Source organism: Vibrio alginolyticus NBRC 15630 = ATCC 17749 (assembly GCF_000354175.2).
Taxonomy (GTDB): domain Bacteria; phylum Pseudomonadota; class Gammaproteobacteria; order Enterobacterales; family Vibrionaceae; genus Vibrio; species Vibrio alginolyticus.
The window spans coordinates 1,183,514-1,204,686 of the sequence record NC_022349.1 but is presented as its reverse complement, the minus strand read 5'-3'; the positions used below and the strand labels follow the sequence as shown (position 1 = coordinate 1,204,686).

Annotated in this window: 16 protein-coding genes; 11 read left to right on the top strand and 5 right to left on the bottom strand. The window is 43.7% G+C overall.

All coding sequences use genetic code 11. The features are described 5' to 3' along the window. On the top strand, nucleotides 1-1,152 hold the full coding sequence (locus N646_RS05330; RefSeq protein WP_017821664.1) for a patatin-like phospholipase family protein: 1,152 nt from the start codon (nucleotides 1-3) through the stop codon (nucleotides 1,150-1,152). A 108-nt stretch (nucleotides 1,153-1,260) separates the two neighbouring features. Here the strand turns inward: N646_RS05330 and pyk are convergent, their stop codons facing one another. After that, nucleotides 1,261-2,703 (bottom strand): pyruvate kinase, encoded by a 1,443-nt coding sequence (gene pyk, locus N646_RS05325; protein ID WP_017821663.1) that lies wholly within the window; start codon nucleotides 2,701-2,703, stop codon nucleotides 1,261-1,263. Between the two features lie 410 nt (nucleotides 2,704-3,113). Between pyk and mlc the strand changes: the two genes are divergently transcribed. Both mlc and N646_RS05315 read left to right on the top strand, forming a co-directional pair. Beyond that, nucleotides 3,114-4,331 (top strand): sugar metabolism global transcriptional regulator Mlc, encoded by a 1,218-nt coding sequence (gene mlc / locus N646_RS05320; RefSeq protein WP_005372973.1) that lies wholly within the window; start codon nucleotides 3,114-3,116, stop codon nucleotides 4,329-4,331. A 363-nt stretch (nucleotides 4,332-4,694) separates the two neighbouring features. After that, complete coding sequence (locus tag N646_RS05315; protein WP_005372976.1) at nucleotides 4,695-5,648, top strand: chemotaxis protein CheV; 954 nt, start codon at nucleotides 4,695-4,697, stop codon at nucleotides 5,646-5,648. Nucleotides 5,649-5,720: 72 nt separating this feature from the next. On the opposite strand, the gene N646_RS05310 is transcribed toward N646_RS05315, so the two are convergent. The 4 genes from N646_RS05310 to N646_RS05295 form a co-directional block, all read right to left on the bottom strand. After that, complete coding sequence (locus tag N646_RS05310; protein ID WP_017821662.1) at nucleotides 5,721-8,795, bottom strand: error-prone DNA polymerase; 3,075 nt, start codon at nucleotides 8,793-8,795, stop codon at nucleotides 5,721-5,723. 27 nt (nucleotides 8,796-8,822) lie between these two features. Further along, a complete protein-coding gene (locus N646_RS05305) occupies nucleotides 8,823-10,226 on the bottom strand; it encodes a Y-family DNA polymerase (RefSeq protein WP_017821661.1) in 1,404 nt (467 codons plus the stop codon). Between the two features lie 4 nt (nucleotides 10,227-10,230). After that, a complete protein-coding gene (gene imuA, locus N646_RS05300; RefSeq protein ID WP_017821660.1) occupies nucleotides 10,231-10,923 on the bottom strand; it encodes a translesion DNA synthesis-associated protein ImuA in 693 nt (230 codons plus the stop codon). Nucleotides 10,924-11,052: 129 nt separating this feature from the next. Further along, nucleotides 11,053-11,799 (bottom strand): YciK family oxidoreductase, encoded by a 747-nt coding sequence (locus N646_RS05295; RefSeq protein WP_005372980.1) that lies wholly within the window; start codon nucleotides 11,797-11,799, stop codon nucleotides 11,053-11,055. Between the two features lie 254 nt (nucleotides 11,800-12,053). Between N646_RS05295 and sohB the strand changes: the two genes are divergently transcribed. The 8 genes from sohB to N646_RS05255 all read left to right on the top strand — a co-directional run bounded on the left by sohB (nucleotide 12,054) and on the right by N646_RS05255 (nucleotide 21,164). Continuing rightward, nucleotides 12,054-13,115: a protease SohB gene (sohB, locus tag N646_RS05290; RefSeq protein ID WP_005385819.1), complete on the top strand. Its 1,062-nt coding sequence runs from the start codon at nucleotides 12,054-12,056 to the stop codon at nucleotides 13,113-13,115. 208 nt (nucleotides 13,116-13,323) lie between these two features. Next, complete coding sequence (gene cmk, locus N646_RS05285; RefSeq protein ID WP_021033981.1) at nucleotides 13,324-14,004, top strand: (d)CMP kinase; 681 nt, start codon at nucleotides 13,324-13,326, stop codon at nucleotides 14,002-14,004. Between the two features lie 110 nt (nucleotides 14,005-14,114). Next, nucleotides 14,115-15,785, top strand: a complete 1,671-nt coding sequence (gene rpsA / locus N646_RS05280) for a 30S ribosomal protein S1 (RefSeq protein ID WP_005385817.1) — start codon at nucleotides 14,115-14,117, stop codon at nucleotides 15,783-15,785. 213 nt (nucleotides 15,786-15,998) lie between these two features. Next, the gene (ihfB, locus tag N646_RS05275) at nucleotides 15,999-16,280 is read left to right on the top strand and encodes an integration host factor subunit beta (protein WP_005385816.1); all 282 of its coding nucleotides are present in this window, start codon (nucleotides 15,999-16,001) and stop codon (nucleotides 16,278-16,280) included. A gap of 269 nt (nucleotides 16,281-16,549) precedes the next feature. Continuing rightward, the gene (locus N646_RS05270; RefSeq protein WP_005376663.1) at nucleotides 16,550-16,846 is read left to right on the top strand and encodes a LapA family protein; all 297 of its coding nucleotides are present in this window, start codon (nucleotides 16,550-16,552) and stop codon (nucleotides 16,844-16,846) included. Between the two features lie 18 nt (nucleotides 16,847-16,864). Continuing rightward, nucleotides 16,865-18,040: a lipopolysaccharide assembly protein LapB gene (lapB, locus tag N646_RS05265; protein WP_005376665.1), complete on the top strand. Its 1,176-nt coding sequence runs from the start codon at nucleotides 16,865-16,867 to the stop codon at nucleotides 18,038-18,040. Nucleotides 18,041-18,124: 84 nt separating this feature from the next. Then, on the top strand, nucleotides 18,125-18,826 hold the full coding sequence (gene pyrF / locus N646_RS05260) for an orotidine-5'-phosphate decarboxylase (RefSeq protein WP_017821659.1): 702 nt from the start codon (nucleotides 18,125-18,127) through the stop codon (nucleotides 18,824-18,826). Nucleotides 18,827-19,325: 499 nt separating this feature from the next. After that, complete coding sequence (locus tag N646_RS05255; RefSeq protein WP_017633867.1) at nucleotides 19,326-21,164, top strand: extracellular solute-binding protein; 1,839 nt, start codon at nucleotides 19,326-19,328, stop codon at nucleotides 21,162-21,164. Nucleotides 21,165-21,173 lie beyond the last annotated feature (9 nt).

The window sequence follows — 21,173 nt, the reverse complement described above, 5'->3', positions numbered from 1 at the left end:
ATGATACGTAACAGCGGTATAATCACAGAAAGCCATGCAGAGCTTGATGTAAAAGTTTATGAGCACTTTAGGCATGGTAAAACTGCTTTAGTCACGCAAGGTGGAGGGCAGAGAGGGATTTTTACCGCTGGCGTTTTAGACGCCTTTTTACTTTCCAACTTCGATCCTTTCGATGAATTCTATGGCACCTCTGCCGGAGCACTTAACTTATGTTCTTACTTGTGTCGTCAACATGGCATGGGCAAAGCTTTTATTACCGAGCTGACAACGTCTCCTGAATTTTTTAATCTGTTTCGCTATATCCGAAAGCAGCAGTACTTAGGTTTAGAGTGGGCATTAGAACGGATTCAAGATTTCCCATACAAGCTTGACCTTGATTTAGGTCGCAGCGCATTGGGAAAACGAGGAGCGTTTGCTGCGGTAACGAATATAGAGACGCTATCAGATCAATATCTACCAATCTTGGATGACTCGTGGTTTAACACTATGCTAGCGACATGTGCGATTCCCAAGTTGTACCACGGACCTGTCGACGTAAATGGCAATAAGTTTGTTGATGGCGGCGTGTCTGCCTCTATCCCTGTTCAAGAAGCGTGGCGTCAGAATGCTCGCAACATTATTGTCATTCGCACAGAGCCGTTTTCAGAGATTGAAGCGAGAGCCCAAAGTGAAGTGGGGGATGTGCCTGTCGAATGGTATCGAGAGTCTATCAACTCAGTACAGCAATCATGGCAGCAAAAAGTGAATCAGTGGAAGCTGGATTGGGCGTCGTTCTTCCAACAAAAAATTAATGCAGCACATCAATCGAAGCTTGCAGGGAAAATGCTGTTAAATGGAGGCCGTTGGTTGTTCGGTGCCGATAACTTGTATCGTTTAAGTCATCTGATTGGTGAGAATTTTGATTCAGGTTTAGCCGACATGCTGATGATTCATTATCAAACATTTGAGCTCACTCAGGCCTTTATATCTGCTCCACCTGACGACACTTTTATTTTACAAGTTGCGCCTAAAGAGGGACTTCGTTCTTCTTCTTTGTTAAGTGACCAAGAGTCACTAGAGCATGACTATCAACTTGGGCTTCAAGCTGGGTTTAACCTAGTTCAACTCTATGACCAGCTGGATGTTGAAATTGATGGTAGAGAGACTGCATAAACCTTCTTACGTTCACGATGTGCGCAATATACAAAGCATATAAATAAGGCTCCATTTTCGGAGCCTTATTTGCGGGTTCTTGTGGTTAATTCCAGTTAGGTATAACGACTACGCTTGTAGAATGCGCATGCAGTTGGTTGAGCCAACAACATCCATTACATCGCCTTGAGTAATAATGACTAAATCACCTTTGTGCAAGAACCCTTGCTCTTTAAGGCTAGTAATCGCTGCTTGAGCTGTTGGTAAACCCGCATCACTTTTTGACTCGAAATATACAGGTGTCACGCCTCGGTATAATGCTGCTCGATTTAGTGTCGATTCATTCCGTGATAAGGCAAATATTGGCAAGCCAGAGCTTAAGCGAGACATCATCAACGCAGTCCTGCCAGACTCAGTTAACGAGATCATCGCTTTAATTCCTTCCATGTGATTCGCAGAGTACATGGTTGCCATTGCGATGGTTTCTTCAGCGGTTTCGAAGGTTCTATCTAAGCGATAAGTAGATAGACTTGCCTCCGACATTTTTTCTGCCCCCACACATACTTCGGCCATGGATTTGACCGTTTCTACAGGATATTTACCTGCAGCAGTCTCTCCAGACAGCATCACCGCGTCAGTGCCGTCTAGAACCGCATTGGCCACATCCATCACTTCAGCACGCGTTGGCATTGGGCTAGTAATCATGGATTCCATCATTTGTGTCGCAGTAATCACGATACGGTTTAAACTGCGTGCGCGACGAATCAGTTTTTTCTGGACACCAATGAGCTCAGGGTCACCGATTTCTACACCAAGGTCACCACGTGCAACCATCACCACATCGGATGCGAGAATAATGTCGTCAATAGACTCATTGGTCGCGACGGTTTCTGCTCGTTCGACTTTAGCCACTAACATGGCTTCAAGGCCTGCATCTCTGGCTAAGCGTCGAGCGTAATGCATGTCTTCGCCGTTACGTGGGAATGAAATAGCAAGGTAGTCCACTTGAATTGCTGCGGCGGTAAGAATATCAGCTTTATCTTTCTCTGTGAGCGCATCCGCTGACAATCCGCCGCCTTTTTTGTTGATCCCTTTATTGTTGGACAATGGACCACCGACAATCACACGGGTATGAACTTTATTACTCTCTACTTTAGTAACTTGCAACTGAACGCGTCCATCATCGAGTAATAAAATGTCATTTGGTGAAACATCTTGCGGTAGTTCTTTATAATCTAACCCTACAGATTTTTGATTGCCTTCACCTTTTGGTAAATCACTATCTAATGTGAATTTATCGCCCACATTCAAAATGACTTGGCCGTCTTTAAACGTTGATACACGGATTTTAGGGCCTTGTAAGTCACCAAGAATTGCAACCTGACGCCCAAGTCTTGCTGCAATGGTACGGACTTTGTTCGCACGTTGAATGTGGTCTTCACTGGTTCCATGTGAAAAATTCATACGGACAACGTTTGCACCGGCTTTGATGATCTCCTCAAGTATATTGTCCTTATCCGTTGAAGGACCCAGCGTAGTGACAATTTTTGTTCGTCTTAATTTGGAAGTCATAGATTCTCCGATGAATGTGTGTGTAAAGGTAACTTGAACTCTATCCTTACTTTACGCAATCGCTCTCAAGGTTAGCCTCGTTGCTGAGCCCACACCTTAAAGCTACTTGAATATAAGTATATGCACAGAATGTTTACATTAAGAGTAACCCCGGTAAAACAGACAGATATTCGACAGGCAATGGCCTTATTGATAAAAATACGCTGCTTTAAAGGCATTACTTCATAATTTAGTGAATAAAAATAAGTTATTTTTCAAACAATTTAACAGGAGTAGATTCTTCGTTATTTGATTGAATACACAAACAAACAGGTTTATACGTGATGCTTGTCACGGGGATTTATTAATTCACTTCACAATTAGTTCGCAAAGTAAAAAAATTGTCCCGTTATAGAATTTCGGAGTGCAAGATGTACATGGCTCAACCGGGCCATATTGATCATATCAAACAGGTCAATGCTGGTCGTGTATATAAACTAATTGACCTAAAAGGTCCTATTTCTCGAATTGATTTGTCCAAGCAGAGTGAGCTTGCTCCTGCTAGTATCACCAAAATCACTCGAGAATTAATTGAAGCGCACTTGATTCATGAAACGACAGTACAAGAAGCGACGAGTCGTGGTCGACCTGCTGTCGGTTTGCAGGTCAATAATGAAGGCTGGCAATTTTTGTCAATGCGTTTGGGGCGAGGTTATTTAACCATTGCTTTGCATGAGTTAGGCGGTGATGTACTGATCGATACTAAAATCGAGATACACGAGCTTGATCAAGACGATGTGCTTGAGCGCCTGCTTTACGAAATTGATGAATTCTTTCAGACTTACGCGGATCAACTTGATCGTGTTACCAGTATTGCCCTTACGCTGCCTGGTCTCGTGAACTCAGAGCAAGGTGTCGTTTTGCAGATGCCTCATTACAATGTCGAAAATCTTGCTCTTGGACCAGAGATATACAAAGCAACAGGCTTGCCAGTTTTCATTGCCAATGACACGCGAGCTTGGGCATTAGCAGAAAAGCTTTTTGGTCATTCTCAAGATAATGACAACTCCGTTCTTATCTCTATCCACCACGGTTTAGGTGCGGGCATCATTCTGGATGGGCGCGTTTTGCAAGGCCGTCACGGTAACATTGGTGAACTCGGGCATATTCAAATTGACCCAAATGGAAAACGTTGTCATTGCGGCAATATTGGCTGTTTGGAAACCGTTGCCAGTTCTCAGGCAATTCGTGAAGAAGTCGTAAGACGAATCGCTGATGGCGAAGACTCTATTCTTGCTAAACAAGAAGAAATGAGTATTGAGAGCATTTGTGAAGCCGCTGCAAACGGTGATCCTTTGGCCGTCGATGTGATTGAAAAACTTGGAGGCTACTTAGGCTCTGCAATTGCTATTGTGATCAACTTATTTAACCCTGAGAAAATCTTGATCGGTGGTGTGATTAACCAAGCAAAAGATGTGCTTTATCCTGCGGTTCGTCGCTGTATCGAAGAGCAGAGTTTACCTGTTTATCACCAAGATCTTGAGCTGGTGGAGTCTCGTTTCTATAAGCAAGCCACAATGCCTGGTGCCGCGTTGATTAAGCAAGCGTTGTACGATGGTCAACTATTGATGAAGGTTGTGGAAGGTTAAGTACTTTTTAACATGATGATGTGCCTGGCTGTTGAGACTACATTTGTAGGTGATTTAGGGTGAGACTTAACGGCTCACCCTTTTTGATCGCCTATTACTAGAATGGGAATTTGAGTTATGTTGCATTGCTATATCTGCGCCATTCATGTAATTTCCTAAAAAGCTCAAGTAAATAAACAAAATGGCTTTCAATGTGCTGCGTGACTTTGCGTCTGATGCAAAGAGAAGTAATACGCTAAAACTGTTGTACTTTAAAGCTGTGCTCGAAAAGCCAAATATTTTAAGGTTATTTGGTTATATAATCTTGCTGTGTCTGTACTGATTTCGAGTAAAATAAGAATTATCCATAATTTAGGTAGTAGTATGTCCGGAGTGTTAAATACGGTTGACCAGCGTACAAACTTGGTTGGTGAAAATCGACTAGAGCTTCTGCTGTTCACTTTAAATAGTCGCCAATTATTTGCGATTAATGTGTTCAAAGTGAAAGAGGTCATCAAGCTTCCACCGTTAACCAAGCTCCCTGGATCGCACTACAATATTCGTGGGGTTGCTTCTCTACGAGGTGAAGCGGTACCAGTGATTGATTTACGAGGCGCAATTGGTTTTCCTGCTTTACGTGGTGAAGCGGAAGAAGAAAATTTGATCGTGACAGAGTACAACCGCACGGTGCAGGGCTTCTTAGTCGGTCCGGTTAAAAACATTATTAATACGGCATGGACTGAAATTCAGCCGCCTCCTTCCACGTCTGGTCGCTCGAATTACCTCACGGCTATCACGCAAATCAAAGAGGGGGATGCCTCTCAAATTGTCGAAATTATTGACGTTGAAAAAGTTTTAGCAGAGATCGTACATTACGACGTGACTATCTCGGAGGACATTCTCGATCAAGAATTGGCCCAAGCAATGGTCGGGCGTAATGTTCTGATTGTGGATGATTCCTCTACAGCTCGTAATCAAGTTCGCGATACGCTTTCTCAATTGGGTATGAATATCATCGAGTGCCGTGACGGGCTAGAAGCGTTAACGGTTTTAAAACGTTGGTGTGATGAAGGTAAAGATGTAGAAAAAGAGCTGTTGATGATGATTACGGATGCTGAAATGCCTGAAATGGACGGTTATAAACTGACCCATGAAGTGCGCCAAGATCCACGTATGTCTAAGTTGTTTATCACATTGAACACTTCTCTGAGCGGTAGTTTTAATGAAGCCATGGTACAAAAAGTAGGCTGTGATCGCTTTATATCTAAATTCCAACCGGATCTGCTGGTTGAAGTTGCTCAAGACCGATTACGCCAGATGCTTTCTAAAAGTGCATGATTAGATCTAGTGAAATCAGAGGGAGCGCACCTCTCTCTGATTTTTAACATTTCTCTCCTTAATTCCTCTGTACTAATGGAAATCCCGAGATTTACTTTGTAGATTGTTCAAGTAGTGCGTGCAATCCATCAACTTGCCAGCAATAACGTGTGTGACTTCTCCCTCTCTTTCAAGAATGCCTTTCACCATTAATACTTTAGCACCTAAATACGCTTGCTTTTGGGCTCGTGCTGTCGCTTGCCAAACGACCACATTAATGTTGCCCGTGTCATCTTCTAACGTAAAAAATGTCACGCCAGCGGCGGTGCCTGGAGATTGTCTTCCTGTTACCACACCTACCACTGTGACCAGTGACTTATGCGGTTTCTCTGTCAGTTGCCTCATGCGGGTAAAGTGAGGGAGTTTGCCCGTTTCTTCTAATAATTTAATTGGATGGCGGCTAAGAGATAGTCCCGTGCTTGCGTAATCCTCAATTAAATTTTCATATTCAGAAGGTTGAGTCTGGTAGCTAACATTGGGTTCTTCGACCTTGTGAAACAATGGTAGGTCAGATAAGGAATCCATTGCTGCCCAGCGAGCGTTATAACGATTCCCCGATAAGGCCTGAAATGCATTGGCTGAAGCCAATAATTCAATGTCACTTCGGCTTCTTAATATCTGCTTTACTTCTTGAATCGATCGGTAACCATTAAGTGGTTTGCGCTCAATAAGTCTTTGTGCGCTTTCTGCGTTAAAGCCTTTCACCAAGCGAAAACCAAGTTGCACGCCGAGCCTGCCATTCGGACGTGAGACGAGATGATGTTGATATTTTGAATGATTGACGCACACCGGCAATACTTCGACGCCATGTCGGCGAGCATCTTGTACTAATTGCGATGGGCTATAAAATCCCATTGGTTGGCTGTTCAACAATGCAGTGTAAAATTCGGCTGGGTAATAATATTTTAACCATGCAGAACAATATGCCAGCACTGCGAAAGACGCTGAATGACTTTCAGGGAAGCCGTACTCACCAAAGCCGCAAATCTGATCGAAAATGCGCTCAGCAAACGCTAAGTCATAACCTCTCTCTTGCATACCATTGATCAGTTTTGGTCTGAATTTAGCGAGATCGCCATTCTTTTTCCATGATGCCATCGCTCGACGGAGTTGATCGGCCTCGCCGCCGCTAAACCCTGCGGCTACCATGGCTAGCTTGATGACTTGCTCTTGGAAAATAGGGACGCCCATAGTCCGCTCCAGAACGCTTTTTACTTCTTCCGATGGATAACTGACTGGCTCTTTGTGATCTCGTCGTTTTAAAAAAGGATGCACCATATCACCCTGAATAGGGCCTGGACGAACAATTGCAATTTGAATCACTAAATCGTAATAACAAGCAGGCTTTAGGCGAGGAAGCATGCTCATTTGTGCACGAGATTCTATTTGGAATACGCCTATCGTGTCGGCTTTTTGGATCATGCGGTACACGTGTGGATCATCTTGTCGGCGAGTGATTTCGGAAATAGAGAGGGATCGCTGGTGATGTTTCTCGACCAGCTGAAAGCACTTTTTGATGGCGTTTAACATGCCGAGTGCGAGCACATCGACTTTTAGTAGCTTCAAGCTTTCTAAATCGTCTTTATCCCATTGAATGATAGTGCGATCTTCCATCGAGGCATTTTCAACAGGTACCAACTCATATAAAGGGCCAGATGAAATTACAAAGCCACCTACGTGCTGAGATAAATGGCGTGGGAAGCCAATGATCTCGTTGACCAATTGGATAAACTGCTGCCCTTTGAGAGATTCTGGTTGTAAGCCAAGTTCAATAATTTGAGCTTGCCAGCCTTGGCTGCGATCTCGGCGATTAACGTTCTTAATGAAAAAATCCAATTGGGTCTCTTCAATCCCTAGTGCTTTACCGACTTCACGCACGGCACTTTTAAAGCGATAGCTGATCACTGTTGCAGCAAGTGCTGCACGCTCACGGCCATATTTTTTGTAAATATACTGGATAACTTCTTCACGGCGCTCGTGTTCAAAGTCCACATCAATATCCGGCGGTTCCTTACGTTCTTTACTGATAAATCGTTCGAATAAGACAGCGATTTGTCGAGGATCGACGGCGGTAATTTCCAGGCAATAACACACCACAGAGTTTGCAGCGGAACCTCGCCCTTGGTAAAGAATGCCTTGCTGTTTCGCGAACATTACGATGTCGTGAATAGTAAGGAAGTAGTAGTGGTATTTCAGCTCTTGAATAAGCGCCAGTTCATTCTCGATGGTTTGATTGACTTCTGCTGGCACGCCTTCAGGAAAACGCAGCTTTTTACCACGTTCGACCAACATACGTAAGTAAGAGTCGGGTGTGTAACCATCTGGGATCAGCTCGGTAGGATATTCGTATTTTAAATCGGAGAGCTTAAACTCGCATAAATCGGCGATGTAAGTACTTTCTTCCAGCCATTCTGGTTTGTAAATCCGAATCAACTTTTTAAAAGGACGAAGCGCTCGCTCAGTATTCGAAATACGGTCAAAACCGAGTTTATCGACGCTACACCCATGCTTTATAGCAGTAAGTACATGCTGTAATGGCAAGCGTTCAACATCATGCATGAGAACGCCTCCGCAGGCAGTTATAGGTAATTGAAATTCATGTGCTAACTGCTCGCAGTGCGCAATGTACTCAGTATCGTTGTTACTCAAATGGCGCTGAATCGCTACCCACAAACGATTAGCGTGGTGTTGATTGAGCCAGCGCCCCCAATGGTGATCACTCTCTTGATGTGTGGGCAGCCACAATACCAAACAATGTCGAACCGACATCAAATCCCATTCGAACAGTTGATAGTTGCCTTTTTCACTGCGTCTCCTTGCGTTTGTGATGATACGACACAACTCGGCATAAGCCTTGCGACAAGGGCAAAGCAGTACGATTTGGCATTCATCATTTAACCAAAACATACTTCCAACGATTTGTTTGATATCGAGTTTATGTTGTTCGATGGTCGCATGGGCTTTGACAACGCCCGCGACTGAACATTCATCCGTTATAGCTAGAGCTTGATAGCGATAGAAAGCAGCTTGGAGTACCAGCTCTTCTGCATGAGAAGCCCCAGTCAAAAAAGAGAAGTTAGACTGACAAAATAGTTCCGCGTAACTCATAATGACCCAACAAAAATAACTGTCGATTTAACAAAAATAGCCATGAAGAAACCAGTGCTTGTGCTGATCGCGAAATATCCATAACCAGCGGCCTTGCTTGGTGTGTGCAATGTAGTAATCACGCATGATCTCATCACCATCCCACCACCCAGAAACTATTCGCTCAGGTCCGTGGACCAAAGAAACTTGCTCTTGCAATACAATGGGAGTCGGTAATTGCATTGCTGGGCGTAGTATGGATGGTATGTCGTGCCCCTTTTCATCCGGAGCATCAGCAGGGCGATACTGACTGGCCTTTTCTGGTCTAGGATCGCAAGCAATATTGGGTTTTAAAACGGCACTTTTTCCCAATTTAGCTTGCAGTAAAGAGAGCAGCTCTAAAGCATTCATGTTTCCTTTCTGCCCAGCAAAGAGATCGCGTGATGCACTAAGAGGCTCACCTTGACGGATGACTTTTAACGTTAGCCCTGTGACTGGGCCATTAAGCGAGAGTGACTCTAAGCTCAAACTCGCTAACTGTTGCCAACGCTGACATAGGTAATCACCTTGCGCAGAAGTGAGTTGAAGGTGTTGCTCTTGTTTCTCACGCTGGTGGAGTGTTAAACACAGTTCAAAAGCGACCTTATCTCTTAATTTAAGAAAGATTTCGAGTTGACGAAGTAATTTGGCCAACGGCTTTTCAATCCACTGAACGTTTTCGATCTCAAACAACAGCTCTAAATAAACTTGAAAGGATTCGGTAGGGTGATAAAAGTCGACAGGGTGTTTAAACTGCCCAGTCAGTCGACCAACGTAGTTCACCAAATCGATATCAAAGCGTCGTGCGATGTCTTGCAATGGCAGTTCAAGCAGGTTTTGCAATGTGGTGACACCTACACGTTGTAACTTCTCTACGGTAGCGTTTGATAAATCTGTCAGTGTTAACGGTATTGGTGATAAGGCTTTTTGTATGGCAGATTTGTCTTCGCTGATGACGTTCGCTCCTGATAATGCCATCAATTTGGCAGCAAAAGGCGAAAAACCACATCCGAATTGAAAACTCAGTTTCAGCTCCGATAAGTGAGCTCTGACTTTATTCCAATAGTTTTCAAGCCCTTCATACAGAGCGAGCATTGGAGTAGCACGCAGTAAAATACCTTGGTTTGGCATCAACACAACGTCAGATGTGATCAAATACAACCACTGGGCTACCTCTTGTAATTTATTTAATTCGGTTTGTGGATGATAAGGATGCACTTGTAAATCTCGACACAAGGACGCAGCACTGCCTAAGCCCATACCAGGCTTAATGCCTTGTTGTTCGGCAATCTCGTTGTATTGAATAATCTGGCAACGTTGGCTTTCGACAATCACCACGGGTTGTTCTTGGTTATCACCAAAGAGTGCGTCTAGCTGCAGGCGAGGGAAGTGTAAGTAAATCCACAGAGACATATCACTAACCTTGGTTCGCCAGTGGGAAGTTGACCACAGTCGAGTGCACAGTTTCAGATGATGGTTTCACCAGTTGCGGGTAATGGTGTTGGAATCCGATACTAACGCTACCTCTATTCCAGCCTCCTTTCCTTTTCAGCACTTCAACATGAATCCCTTGCTCGTCGCCTTTCAGTTTTAAACTGAGTGACACAGGCAAAGACAAGCGGTTGATAGTATCTGTTTTAAGCATAAAGAGAGGGCAACTCCCTTGTTCACTTGCTACCTGTAAGCGTTTCACTTGATGTATTTCAAGCTCTTCTTGCCATAACAAAACATTACTGCATACCCCACTTTTCAGACATTGCTCTGCAGCCCAAAGAGCGTCTTTGGGGTGAGTTGGAGTAACGACCCACACTTGGTTTATATCCAACCCGATGTAGTGTAAAAACAGAGAATTCACTAGCGCAGGTGGTTGAATAAATGCGGTCACACCATTGGTCTGAGTGGCTTTTAAATAGGGAGCGAGCAAACGCAATTCACCAATACTACCAATAGATTCCATCTCCACTACGCCATGAGGTGGAAAGCCTCCGCCGAGCAAATCATCTAATTCAGAAAAACCGGAACTAGTCTGCAACTGCTGAGGATCTGCTTTCGTTAAATTTGCTTGCCAAACAAGGTGTTGGCTTTTTAAGTTCTGAATAATATCTTGCATAATAAATACCTGTATATATATACAGTATATTTCTGTGGGAGAAAGTCGCAAGATTTTTATGAAGAGAGAAATGAAAAAAGGCAGCGTTTGCTGCCTTTTCAATCGATTATGTGAGGTAACCTGAATGAGTTATTTACGCTTCGGTTGAGCGTCGATGCACTGACCGTTCACATCGGTAACCGCAGGATCCATTAAGTGCAAATATAGCGGCATGATATCCAGTGGCGTTTTGAGAGTATTCGCATCTTCACCCGGATATGCTTTTTCACGCATGCGAGTACGAGTGGCACCAGGGTTAATTGCGTTAACGCGGATCGGTGTATCACTCAGCTCGTCAGCCAAAACTTGCATCATGCCTTCTACGGCAAATTTAGAGATAGCGTATGGCCCCCAGAATGCGCGGCCAGAGTGGCCGACGGTTGAAGAGGTAAAGATAATACGCCCAGCTTCTGATTTACGCATCACAGGCAGTAGTGCTTGAGTCATTAGCACTTCGGCTTTCACGTTGATCTGCATGATATCGTCGAAGTCTTCCTCTTTGATTTGATCAAATGGACACAGCGAACTCAAGACACCTGCGTTGTGTAATAGACCATCCAAGCGACCAAACTGTCCTTCGATTGTCTCTGCCATATCAATGTAATTCTGCTGAGTTGCACCCTTGAGATCCAATGGAATGATAGCTGCTTGTGGATAGCCAGCAGCTTCAATCTCATCATAGATAGATTCAAGGTTTTGCACATTTCTACCCAAGAGAATAACAGTTGCACCGTGCTCGGCATAAGAAAGCGCGGCTTGACGGCCGATGCCATTACCAGCGCCAGTAACAAGAATGACTTTACCTTTTAGAGCATCAGCTGAAACGGAGTAGTTCACGGCGATAAATCCTTATTATTGTAAGAGGGTCCATGATAGTTAATTGACGCTAAAAAACGCCTGTTTCTCAATGGAAAATCTTGGTAATCGTGACAAGATGGTTACAATACACCAATTCATGTGTTATACCAATTCCAGAACTTTCGTTAGGTATGCTATCAATCAGAACAAGTGGTTACAAACCGCGCTGCCTTCTCGCTGATGTTTCTGCGTAACATACTAACGTCATCTGAAATGAGATAAAGGAGCTCTCGTTGGAATTTTTATTAGATTATGGTCTGTTTCTGGCCAAAATTATCACGGTGGTTGCTGCGATAATTGTTCTGCTCATTATTGCAAAATCGGCTGGTGGCAAATCGGGTGCGGCGAAAGGGGAGTTAGAGATTACCAACCTTTCAGAGCAACACAAACAATCTGTTGAGCAGTTAGAGCATCATTTGCATGACGATGCTTTCATCAAGGCTCGAGATAAAGCCGTCAAGAAAGAAGAAAAAGAGAAGAACAAATCTCGCGAGAAAGAAATCAAACAAGCGAGCAAAGACGGTTCATTAGATAGCAAGCGTGAACCACACCTATTTGTTCTTGATTTCAACGGTAGCATAGACGCAAAAGAAGTCGCGTCTCTACGTGAAGAAATCACCGCTATTTTGGCTGTCGCACGTGAAGGTGATGAAGTGTTACTTCGCTTAGAGTCTGGCGGTGGTATGGTTCATGGTTACGGCCTTGCCTCTTCTCAACTGGACCGAATCAAAGCTGCGGGTCTTCCTCTGACCATCTCTGTTGACAAAGTTGCGGCAAGTGGCGGTTACATGATGGCATGTGTAGCAGATAAGATTGTTTCTGCACCATTTGCAATTGTGGGGTCTATTGGCGTTATCGCACAAATTCCTAACTTCAACAAACTGTTGAAGAAACATGACATTGAGTACGAACAACTAACAGCGGGTGAATATAAACGCACGCTAACGATGTTCGGTGAGAATACCGATAAAGCGCGCGATAAGTTTAAGCAAGAACTTGAAGAAACACATGTCTTGTTTAAAGACTTCATCCGTGAGCGTCGTCCTAGTTTGGACCTAGACAAAGTAGCCACTGGTGAGCACTGGTTCGGTACACAAGCGAAAGAGCTTGGTTTGGTGGATGACATTAGTACATCTGATGATATCGTTGTTGCGGCATGCAAAGATAAAACCGTACTTTCTGTGCATTATGTGCAGAAGAAAAAGCTGGCAGACAAGCTAGCAGGTGTGGCGGGTAAAGTCGCTGATAGTGTGATTTTAAAGTTAGCTGAGCGTGGTCAAAAACCGATTGTTTAATCGAGCTTAAGTTCATGACATTTAAAACGGCGAGGGCAGAAGCTCTCGCCGTTTTTGTTGAACTTTATGTTTATTGATGAATCCAATTACGCATTAGGTGTAATGCTTTACACGACATTTTTCCTCGCTCCAAAGACTGATTACCCGTATAATGTGCGCCTCGAAAACCGAGCAAATTGCTGAAAAGAAACTATTGGTGGAGAAGAACATGTCCTCTCAAACTCCGGTTGTAACCGTAGATGGACCTAGTGGTGCAGGTAAAGGCACTTTATGTATGTTGCTGGCGAAAAAGTTGGGTTTCCAACTCTTAGATTCTGGCGCAATTTATCGTGTACTTGCACTCGCTGCGATTCACCACGGTGTCGACACCGAGTCAGAAGATGCTCTTGTCCCACTAGCAACCCACCTAGACGTTCAATTTATCGCGGAAGGTGACTTAGTTAAGGTCATTCTAGAAGGCGAAGACGTGTCAGGGGAGCTTCGTAAAGAAGAAACGGGTATGGCAGCATCTAAAGTTGCGGCTTTGCCACGTGTTCGTGAGGCATTACTACGTCGTCAGCGTGCATTTGAGACCGCACCGGGTCTGGTTGCTGATGGTCGTGATATGGGCACAATTGTATTCCCGAGTGCGCAAGCAAAAATCTTCCTTGATGCGAGTGCTGAAGAGCGTGCAAATCGACGCCTTAAACAGTTGCAAGAGAAAGGGTTAGATGTTAGATTTGCTGACCTTTTAAGCGAGATCCAAGAGCGTGACGACCGAGATCGTAACCGCCCAGTGGCGCCATTACGCCCTGCTGAGGATGCGCTTGTGCTAGATTCTACGTCGATGACTATCGACGAAGTAGTAGAAAAGGCACTACAATATATCGAATCGAAGCTAGCTGAGTAATAATACTCGACTAGGCTAAGAGCGTTGGTCGCAAGGATGATGACTGGCGAATTTAATAACCCCATGCGGTAGGATACCCGTGGAAGTTTAATTTATTGAAGATTAATTAAATGACTGAATCTTTTGCTCAACTCTTTGAAGAGTTTCTAAACGAAACAGAATTCCAACAAGGCAGCATCGTTAAAGGTACTGTAGTAGCTATCGAGAACGGTTTCGTTCTTGTTGACGCTGGTCTTAAGTCTGAATCTGCTATCCCTGCTGAACAGTTCAAGAACGCTGCTGGCGAACTTGAAGTTGAAGTTGGCGCTGAAGTAGACGTAGCTCTAGACGCTGTTGAAGATGGTTTCGGTGAAACTCAACTTTCTCGTGAGAAAGCTAAGCGTCACGAAGCTTGGATCGTACTTGAGAAAGCTTACGAAGAAGCTGAAACTGTTGTTGGTATCATCAACGGTAAAGTTAAAGGCGGTTTCACTGTTGAACTAAACGGTATCCGTGCTTTCCTTCCTGGCTCTCTAGTAGACGTACGTCCAATCCGCGACACTGCTCACCTAGAAAACAAAGAGCTAGAGTTCAAAGTTATCAAACTTGACCAAAAACGTAACAACGTAGTTGTTTCACGTCGTGCAGTTATCGAATCAGAGAACAGCGTTGAGCGTGACGAGCTTCTAGAAACTCTACAAGAAGGTTCTGAAGTTAAAGGTATCGTTAAGAACCTTACTGACTACGGTGCGTTCGTTGACCTAGGTGGCGTTGACGGTCTTCTACATATCACTGATATGGCTTGGAAGCGCGTTAAGCACCCATCTGAAATCGTTAACGTTGGTGACGAGATCCAAGTTAAAGTTCTTAAGTTCGACCGTGAGCGTACTCGCGTATCACTAGGTCTTAAGCAACTAGGCGAAGATCCATGGGTAGCAATCGCTAAGCGTTACCCAGAAGGTCACAAACTAACTGGTCGCGTAACTAACCTAACTGACTACGGCTGCTTCGTTGAAATCGAAGAAGGCGTTGAAGGTCTAGTTCACGTTTCAGAAATGGATTGGACTAACAAGAACATCCACCCTTCTAAAGTTGTTAATGTTGGCGACGAAGTTGAGGTTATGGTTCTTGAAATCGACGAAGAACGTCGTCGTATCTCTCTAGGTCTGAAACAGTGTAAAGCTAACCCATGGCAGTCATTCGCTGAAGCACAAGCTAAAGGCGACAAAGTTACTGGTAAGATCAAGTCTATCACTGACTTCGGTATCTTCATCGGTCTAGAAGGCGGCATCGACGGTCTAGTTCACCTATCTGACATTTCTTGGAATGTTGCTGGTGAAGAAGCTGTACGTGAGTACAAGAAAGGCGACGAGATCTCTGCAGTTGTTCTAGCAGTAGACGCTGAGCGTGAGCGCATTTCTCTAGGCATCAAGCAAATGGAAAATGACCCATTCAATGCTTACGTTGCTGACAACAAGAAAGGTGTTCTAGTTAACGCTACTGTAACTGCTGTTGACGCTAAAGGCGCTACTGTTGAAATCGCAGAAGGCGTTGAAGGTTACATCCGTGCTTCTGAAGTATCACGCGATCGCGTAGAAGATGCTTCTCTAATCCTAAGCGCTGGTGATGTTGTTGAAGCGAAGTTCACAGGTGTAGACCGTAAGAACCGCGTAATCAACCTATCTATCAAAGCTAAAGACGAAGCTGACGAGCAAGAAGCAATGGCATCTATCAACAAGCAAGATGACAATGCATTCGGTAACGCAATGGCTGACGCTTTCAAAGCTGCTAAAGGCGAATAATATACTCGCTTAAGCAAAAAAGGAGCCGCAAGGCTCCTTTTTTATATTTGGTCATATTTAAGTAGTAATACTAATGACAGTAAACTATCTTAATAAAAGGCATTTCTTCATTGCGCATTTTGCATAAAATTTGTCTAGAATTGTCAGCAAGTGTTTGTTGGAATTAGTATTACTTACTATAATAAGTGATAAAGATACTCAAAGAGGGCAACTATGACTAAGTCTGAACTGATTGAAAGACTCTGCGCTGAGCAAACACACTTATCAGCGAAAGAGGTAGAGGATGCTGTAAAAGATATTTTAGAGCACATGGCCTCTACACTAGAGAGCGGTGACCGTATCGAGATCCGTGGCTTTGGTAGTTTTTCTCTTCATTACCGCGAGCCTCGCGTAGGTCGTAACCCTAAAACGGGCGATAAAGTGGAATTGGAAGGTAAATACGTTCCACATTTCAAACCTGGTAAAGAACTTCGTGAGCGTGTAAATATTGGTTAATGCACTCTTATTAGTTTGAAAAAAGCGGCATACGTTTGTGTATGCCGCTTTTTTGTAATGTATCCAAGTTAGTAATACATCCAAGATCGTTTACTAATCTAATTGTGGATTCAGCTGTTTTCTATACCCAAATAACTTTAACTTCTAAGCATGTCTACAAACTAAGCATCTTGAGGTTACTTGGGTATAGATTATTGCTAATATACGTAGTCTGAAGAAGCATTTTCCTGCATAATCTTACCGACTTACTCCTAGAAGGGTGATGTAACATGAAAATTATAAAAATCGTTGCTGTTTTAGCTCTCTTTTTAATTGCATTGGCGTTAGGTTCCCAAAACCAAGAGCTCGTGACTTTTAACTATCTTCTAGCAAAAGGAGAGTTCCACTTATCTACGCTATTAGGTGTAGTATTTGTGGTTGGCTTTGCTTTAGCGTGGGTTATCTTTGGTAGCATCCAACTGAAAACTCAGCTACAGGTCCGTCGTTTAAAGAAAAAACTGAAAAAGTACGAACCAACTGAATCAAACAACGCTGCTGATAAGCCAGCCATTGAAAAACAGGCATAAGGATAAGGCTTAACTTTAATGCTTGAACTACTCTTCTTGTTGTTGCCTATAGCTGCTGCGTATGGCTGGTATATGGGACATCGCAGCGCTCAGCAAGACAAGCAGAAGCAATCTCATCAAATCTCTCGTCAGTATATGACGGGTCTTAATCTACTGCTCTCTGACCAATCAGATAAGGCTGTCGATCACTTTATTGAATTGCTCCAAGTTGATAACGAGACCATCGATACTCACCTTGCGTTGGGTAACCTGTTCCGGTCTCGTGGTGAAGTCGACCGCGCAATCAGAATTCACCAAAATCTTATTTCTCGTTCAGGCTTAACACTGGACCAAAAGAACCTCGCCCTTCAACAGTTAGCGAAAGACTACATGGTCTCAGGTTTTCTTGATCGTGCAGAGAAAATCTTCGAACAGTTAGTTGAAGAGCCAGATTACAAAGAGGCGGCTCTTCAACAATTAGTGACCATTTATCAGCAAACACGAGAATGGGAAAAGGCGATTTATTACGCGAACCAATTGGCTAAGTTAGGTAATAAACGCTCAAGGATGCGTGCAAATATTGCCCATTTTTGGTGTGAAATAGCCATGCTCGACCAAGCTGATGGGAATACTAATAAGGCAATACAGCATTTTAAAAAAGCGTTAGCGGAAGACCCGAAGTGTGTTCGAGCAAGTATTGCTTTGGGACGAATTTATCTAGAGTCTGAAGACTATAAGCACACCATCAAATATCTGACAGGGGTACTTGAGCAAGATAAAGACTTTATCAGTGATGTCTTGCCAACTATTGCAGAATGCTATCATCATCTGGGTCAGGAAGATGAACTTGTCGAGTTTCTGCGAGCTTGTATTGATAAGAAAGCTGGCGTATCAGCCGAGTTGATGTTGGCTCAATTAGTTGCTCATCACGAGAACGTTGGGGCTGCTCAAGAGTTACTGACGAAACAATTGCTGAAAAACCCAACCATGAAGGGCTTCTACCGTTTAATTGACTACCACATTGCAGAAGCAGAAGATGGTCGAGCGAAAGACAGCCTATCAACACTACAAGCGATGGTGGGTGAACAGTTAAAAGTGAAACCACATTACCGATGCCGGAAGTGTGGATTTTCTACCCATTCCCTTTATTGGCATTGTCCGTCCTGTAAAGGATGGGGGACGATCAAGCCAATCCGCGGATTGGATGGTGAATAATTCTTAATGCAGCTGGCAGAGTTTCTGTCCGCTGCATTTTTTTAACTTTTTATTTAATAAGAACCAAAACAGTTAGGAGATGAAATGATCGACCAAAAAGTTATTGTCGCACTGGATTATGATAACCAAGCAGATGCACTTGCGTTTGTAGATAGAATTGATCCTGCGTCATGCCGACTAAAAGTTGGCAAGGAGATGTTTACGCTATTTGGTCCTGATTTTGTACGTGAACTCCATAAACGTGGTTTCTCGGTATTCCTAGATTTAAAATTTCACGATATTCCAAACACCTGTTCGAAAGCAGTTCGCGCTGCGGCTGAAATGGGTGTATGGATGGTGAACGTACACGCGAGCGGTGGTGAGCGTATGATGACGGCATCACGTGAAATTCTTGAGCCATATGGTAAAGATCGTCCACTTCTTATCGGTGTAACGGTACTAACCAGTATGGAACAAAGTGATTTAGCTGGTATTGGTTTGAATGTTGCGCCTCAGGAGCAAGTGATTCGTCTAGCAACCTTGACCAAAAACGCGGGCTTAGATGGTGTCGTATGTTCAGCGCAAGAGTCCTCACTACTGAAGAGCGAACTAGGCCAAGAATTTAAATTAGTGACCCCTGGTATTCGACCTGCTGGTTCAGAACAAGGTGACCAACGCCGTATCATGACGCCAGTAGACGCTATCCAATCAGGTTCAGATTATCTTGTGATTGGTCGCCCTATCACTCAAGCGTCAAATCCTGCAGAAGTGCTGAAGTCGATCAATGAGAGCTTATCTAAAATGTAAGCACTGTCTCGATTGTATGGAGAAAAGTGAGGCTAAGATGCCTCACTTTTTATATCGAATGAAAATACTGATCGCGGTAAACAACCATTCCTTTTAACCAGCTATGTCTGATCATTTACTCGCTGTAACTGGTATATCGGGGCCAATTGAGATAAAGGTTCTGCGGTTTATTCTGAGTAAAGTAGGGCTTGGTACTATGCTGATCACACTTTTGTAACATAACTCACTGTGATGCCTCGAAAATGCAATCATGTGTTATTGATGGCTTGCGTTACAAATATCTAAAGAATACTATGGCGAAGATGCATTCACTGCGTTGTAAGGTCTAGGATGACCTAGTGAAACTCTTTGAAATTAATATAGAAGCTGGCAGGACGTCACTTCATATTACGTTCCTATTATTTCCTATCTGCGTATTTTAAATCGCAGCTTTCTGTGAGCTTTCACACGCTGTCTTCCTTGTTACGACCTTAGTGCGCAAACACAACAAGGAAGAAACATGACTAAAAAACTGCCATTTTCAGTACTAGCAACACTGACCGCTGCCAGTTTTCAACTGAGTGCGGCAGAATTGCCAGCTGATATCGAATGGATTTCAAACAACAACGAACCTCTATTTGCCTCTGAAGAAGCGGTACGAGGTGGCACCTATCGCACTTACATTCAGAGCTTTCCGCAAACATTACGAAGTGTTGGTCCAGATGCGAACTCAGGTTTGCGCCAATACTTAATGGATGGTTCACCAAAACTGGCTCAGCGTCATCCAAATACTGGCAAATGGATCCCTCAACTTGCTAAGTCATGGGCATTTGGAGAGGACAACAAAACCGTATTCTTTAAACTCGACGAAACGGCCGAGTGGTCAGATGGTGAAAAAATTACAGCAGATGATTACGTCTTTATGATGAAGTACTACACGTCAAAAGACATTATCGACCCGTGGTATAACGACTTCTTCACAAACAGTATTGTGAGTGTTGAAAAAATTGATGACTACACGATCAAAGTCAATCTTGCTGTAGCTCAAAGTCATGACTCACTTATGGTTATGATTAACATGCCAAGTAATGGTTTTCAGCCTCGTCCTGAACACTTCTTTGAAGGAGAAAAGGACGCAAATAACGATGGCATGCCTGATAACTTCGTCAGAAAGTTTAACTTTAAATCTGAGCCAACCGCAGCGCCTTACTACATTGATCAAGTGAAGAAAGGTAAGAGCGTGACATTCAAACATGTCGGTGAAGATTGGTGGGGATACAACAACCGCTACTATAAAAACCGTTATAACGTTGAAAAGGTTCGCATTAAGGTGATTCGCGATCCTGATATTGCCATGAAGCACTTTGAGAAAGGCAACTTAGACTACTTTGAGATGGTGCTACCAAGCTTTTGGCATGACAAAACCAATAGTGATGTGTACAAAAAAGGCTATATCCAAAAGTACTGGGGCTTTAACGAAGCACCGCAAGGAGCAGGTGGTCTTTGGATGAACACAGCGATGCCGATGTTGGATAACCTAGAAGTGCGTAAAGGTGTTATGGCAGCCACTGACTATGACGGCATGATTGAAAACATCATGCGTGGAGATTATTCACGTAAACCGCATGGACTCGGCTTTGGTCATGGCGAATACGATGATCCTAACAATACACCGCCAAAGTTTGATGCTGATGCGGCGGTTAAACACTTCGAAAAAGCGGGCTTTGACAAAGTGGGCGCAGATGGTATTCGTGTTAACGACAAGGGCCAACGCTTGAGCTTTGCTATCACCTACGGATACAACTCTTGGACACCGCGTATTGCATACCTGAAAGAGCAAGCGAAACTTGCTGGTCTTGAGTTCACGTTAAACTTGGTGGATGGCTCATCTGCGTTTAAATACATTCTTGAGAAAAAGCATCAGCTAGCGTTTTTGAATATGGGCTCTGGTGAGATCCCTGCGTATTGGGAATACCTACACTCGGATAATGCAAATCGACCACAAACGAATGCTCACACCAACTACAGCAGCCCTGAGCTAGACAAGTTAATTGAAGCGTATGATTCTGAGTTTGATCAGGAGAAGCGTTACGACTTGTCGCATCAAATCCAAAACTATGTCAGCAAAGCGAATATCATCGTTCCTGGCTACATGGTGCCTTATTCTCGAGTTGCTCATTGGCGCTGGGTTAAAATTCCTAAAAACGGCATGACAAAAGCGACAGAATGGGTGCTTCATCCAATGGATATCGGTAATTTCTGGATTGATAACCAAGTAAAAGAAGAGACAGAAGAAGCGATGGACGAGGGTAAAACCTTCCCAGAATTAACGGTAATTGATGATCGTTACAAATTGTAAATCAGTAGT

Coding starts and splice junctions, on each gene's coding strand:
- N646_RS05330 (WP_017821664.1), top strand. CDS start 1: ATGATACGTAACAGCGGTATAATCACAGAAAGCCATGCAGAGCTTGAT.
- pyk (WP_017821663.1), bottom strand. CDS start 2,703: ATGACTTCCAAATTAAGACGAACAAAAATTGTCACTACGCTGGGTCCT.
- mlc (WP_005372973.1), top strand. CDS start 3,114: ATGTACATGGCTCAACCGGGCCATATTGATCATATCAAACAGGTCAAT.
- N646_RS05315 (WP_005372976.1), top strand. CDS start 4,695: ATGTCCGGAGTGTTAAATACGGTTGACCAGCGTACAAACTTGGTTGGT.
- N646_RS05310 (WP_017821662.1), bottom strand. CDS start 8,795: ATGAGTTACGCGGAACTATTTTGTCAGTCTAACTTCTCTTTTTTGACT.
- N646_RS05305 (WP_017821661.1), bottom strand. CDS start 10,226: ATGTCTCTGTGGATTTACTTACACTTCCCTCGCCTGCAGCTAGACGCA.
- imuA (WP_017821660.1), bottom strand. CDS start 10,923: ATGCAAGATATTATTCAGAACTTAAAAAGCCAACACCTTGTTTGGCAA.
- cmk (WP_021033981.1), top strand. CDS start 13,324: ATGTCCTCTCAAACTCCGGTTGTAACCGTAGATGGACCTAGTGGTGCA.
- rpsA (WP_005385817.1), top strand. CDS start 14,115: ATGACTGAATCTTTTGCTCAACTCTTTGAAGAGTTTCTAAACGAAACA.
- ihfB (WP_005385816.1), top strand. CDS start 15,999: ATGACTAAGTCTGAACTGATTGAAAGACTCTGCGCTGAGCAAACACAC.
- N646_RS05270 (WP_005376663.1), top strand. CDS start 16,550: ATGAAAATTATAAAAATCGTTGCTGTTTTAGCTCTCTTTTTAATTGCA.
- lapB (WP_005376665.1), top strand. CDS start 16,865: ATGCTTGAACTACTCTTCTTGTTGTTGCCTATAGCTGCTGCGTATGGC.
- pyrF (WP_017821659.1), top strand. CDS start 18,125: ATGATCGACCAAAAAGTTATTGTCGCACTGGATTATGATAACCAAGCA.
- N646_RS05255 (WP_017633867.1), top strand. CDS start 19,326: ATGACTAAAAAACTGCCATTTTCAGTACTAGCAACACTGACCGCTGCC.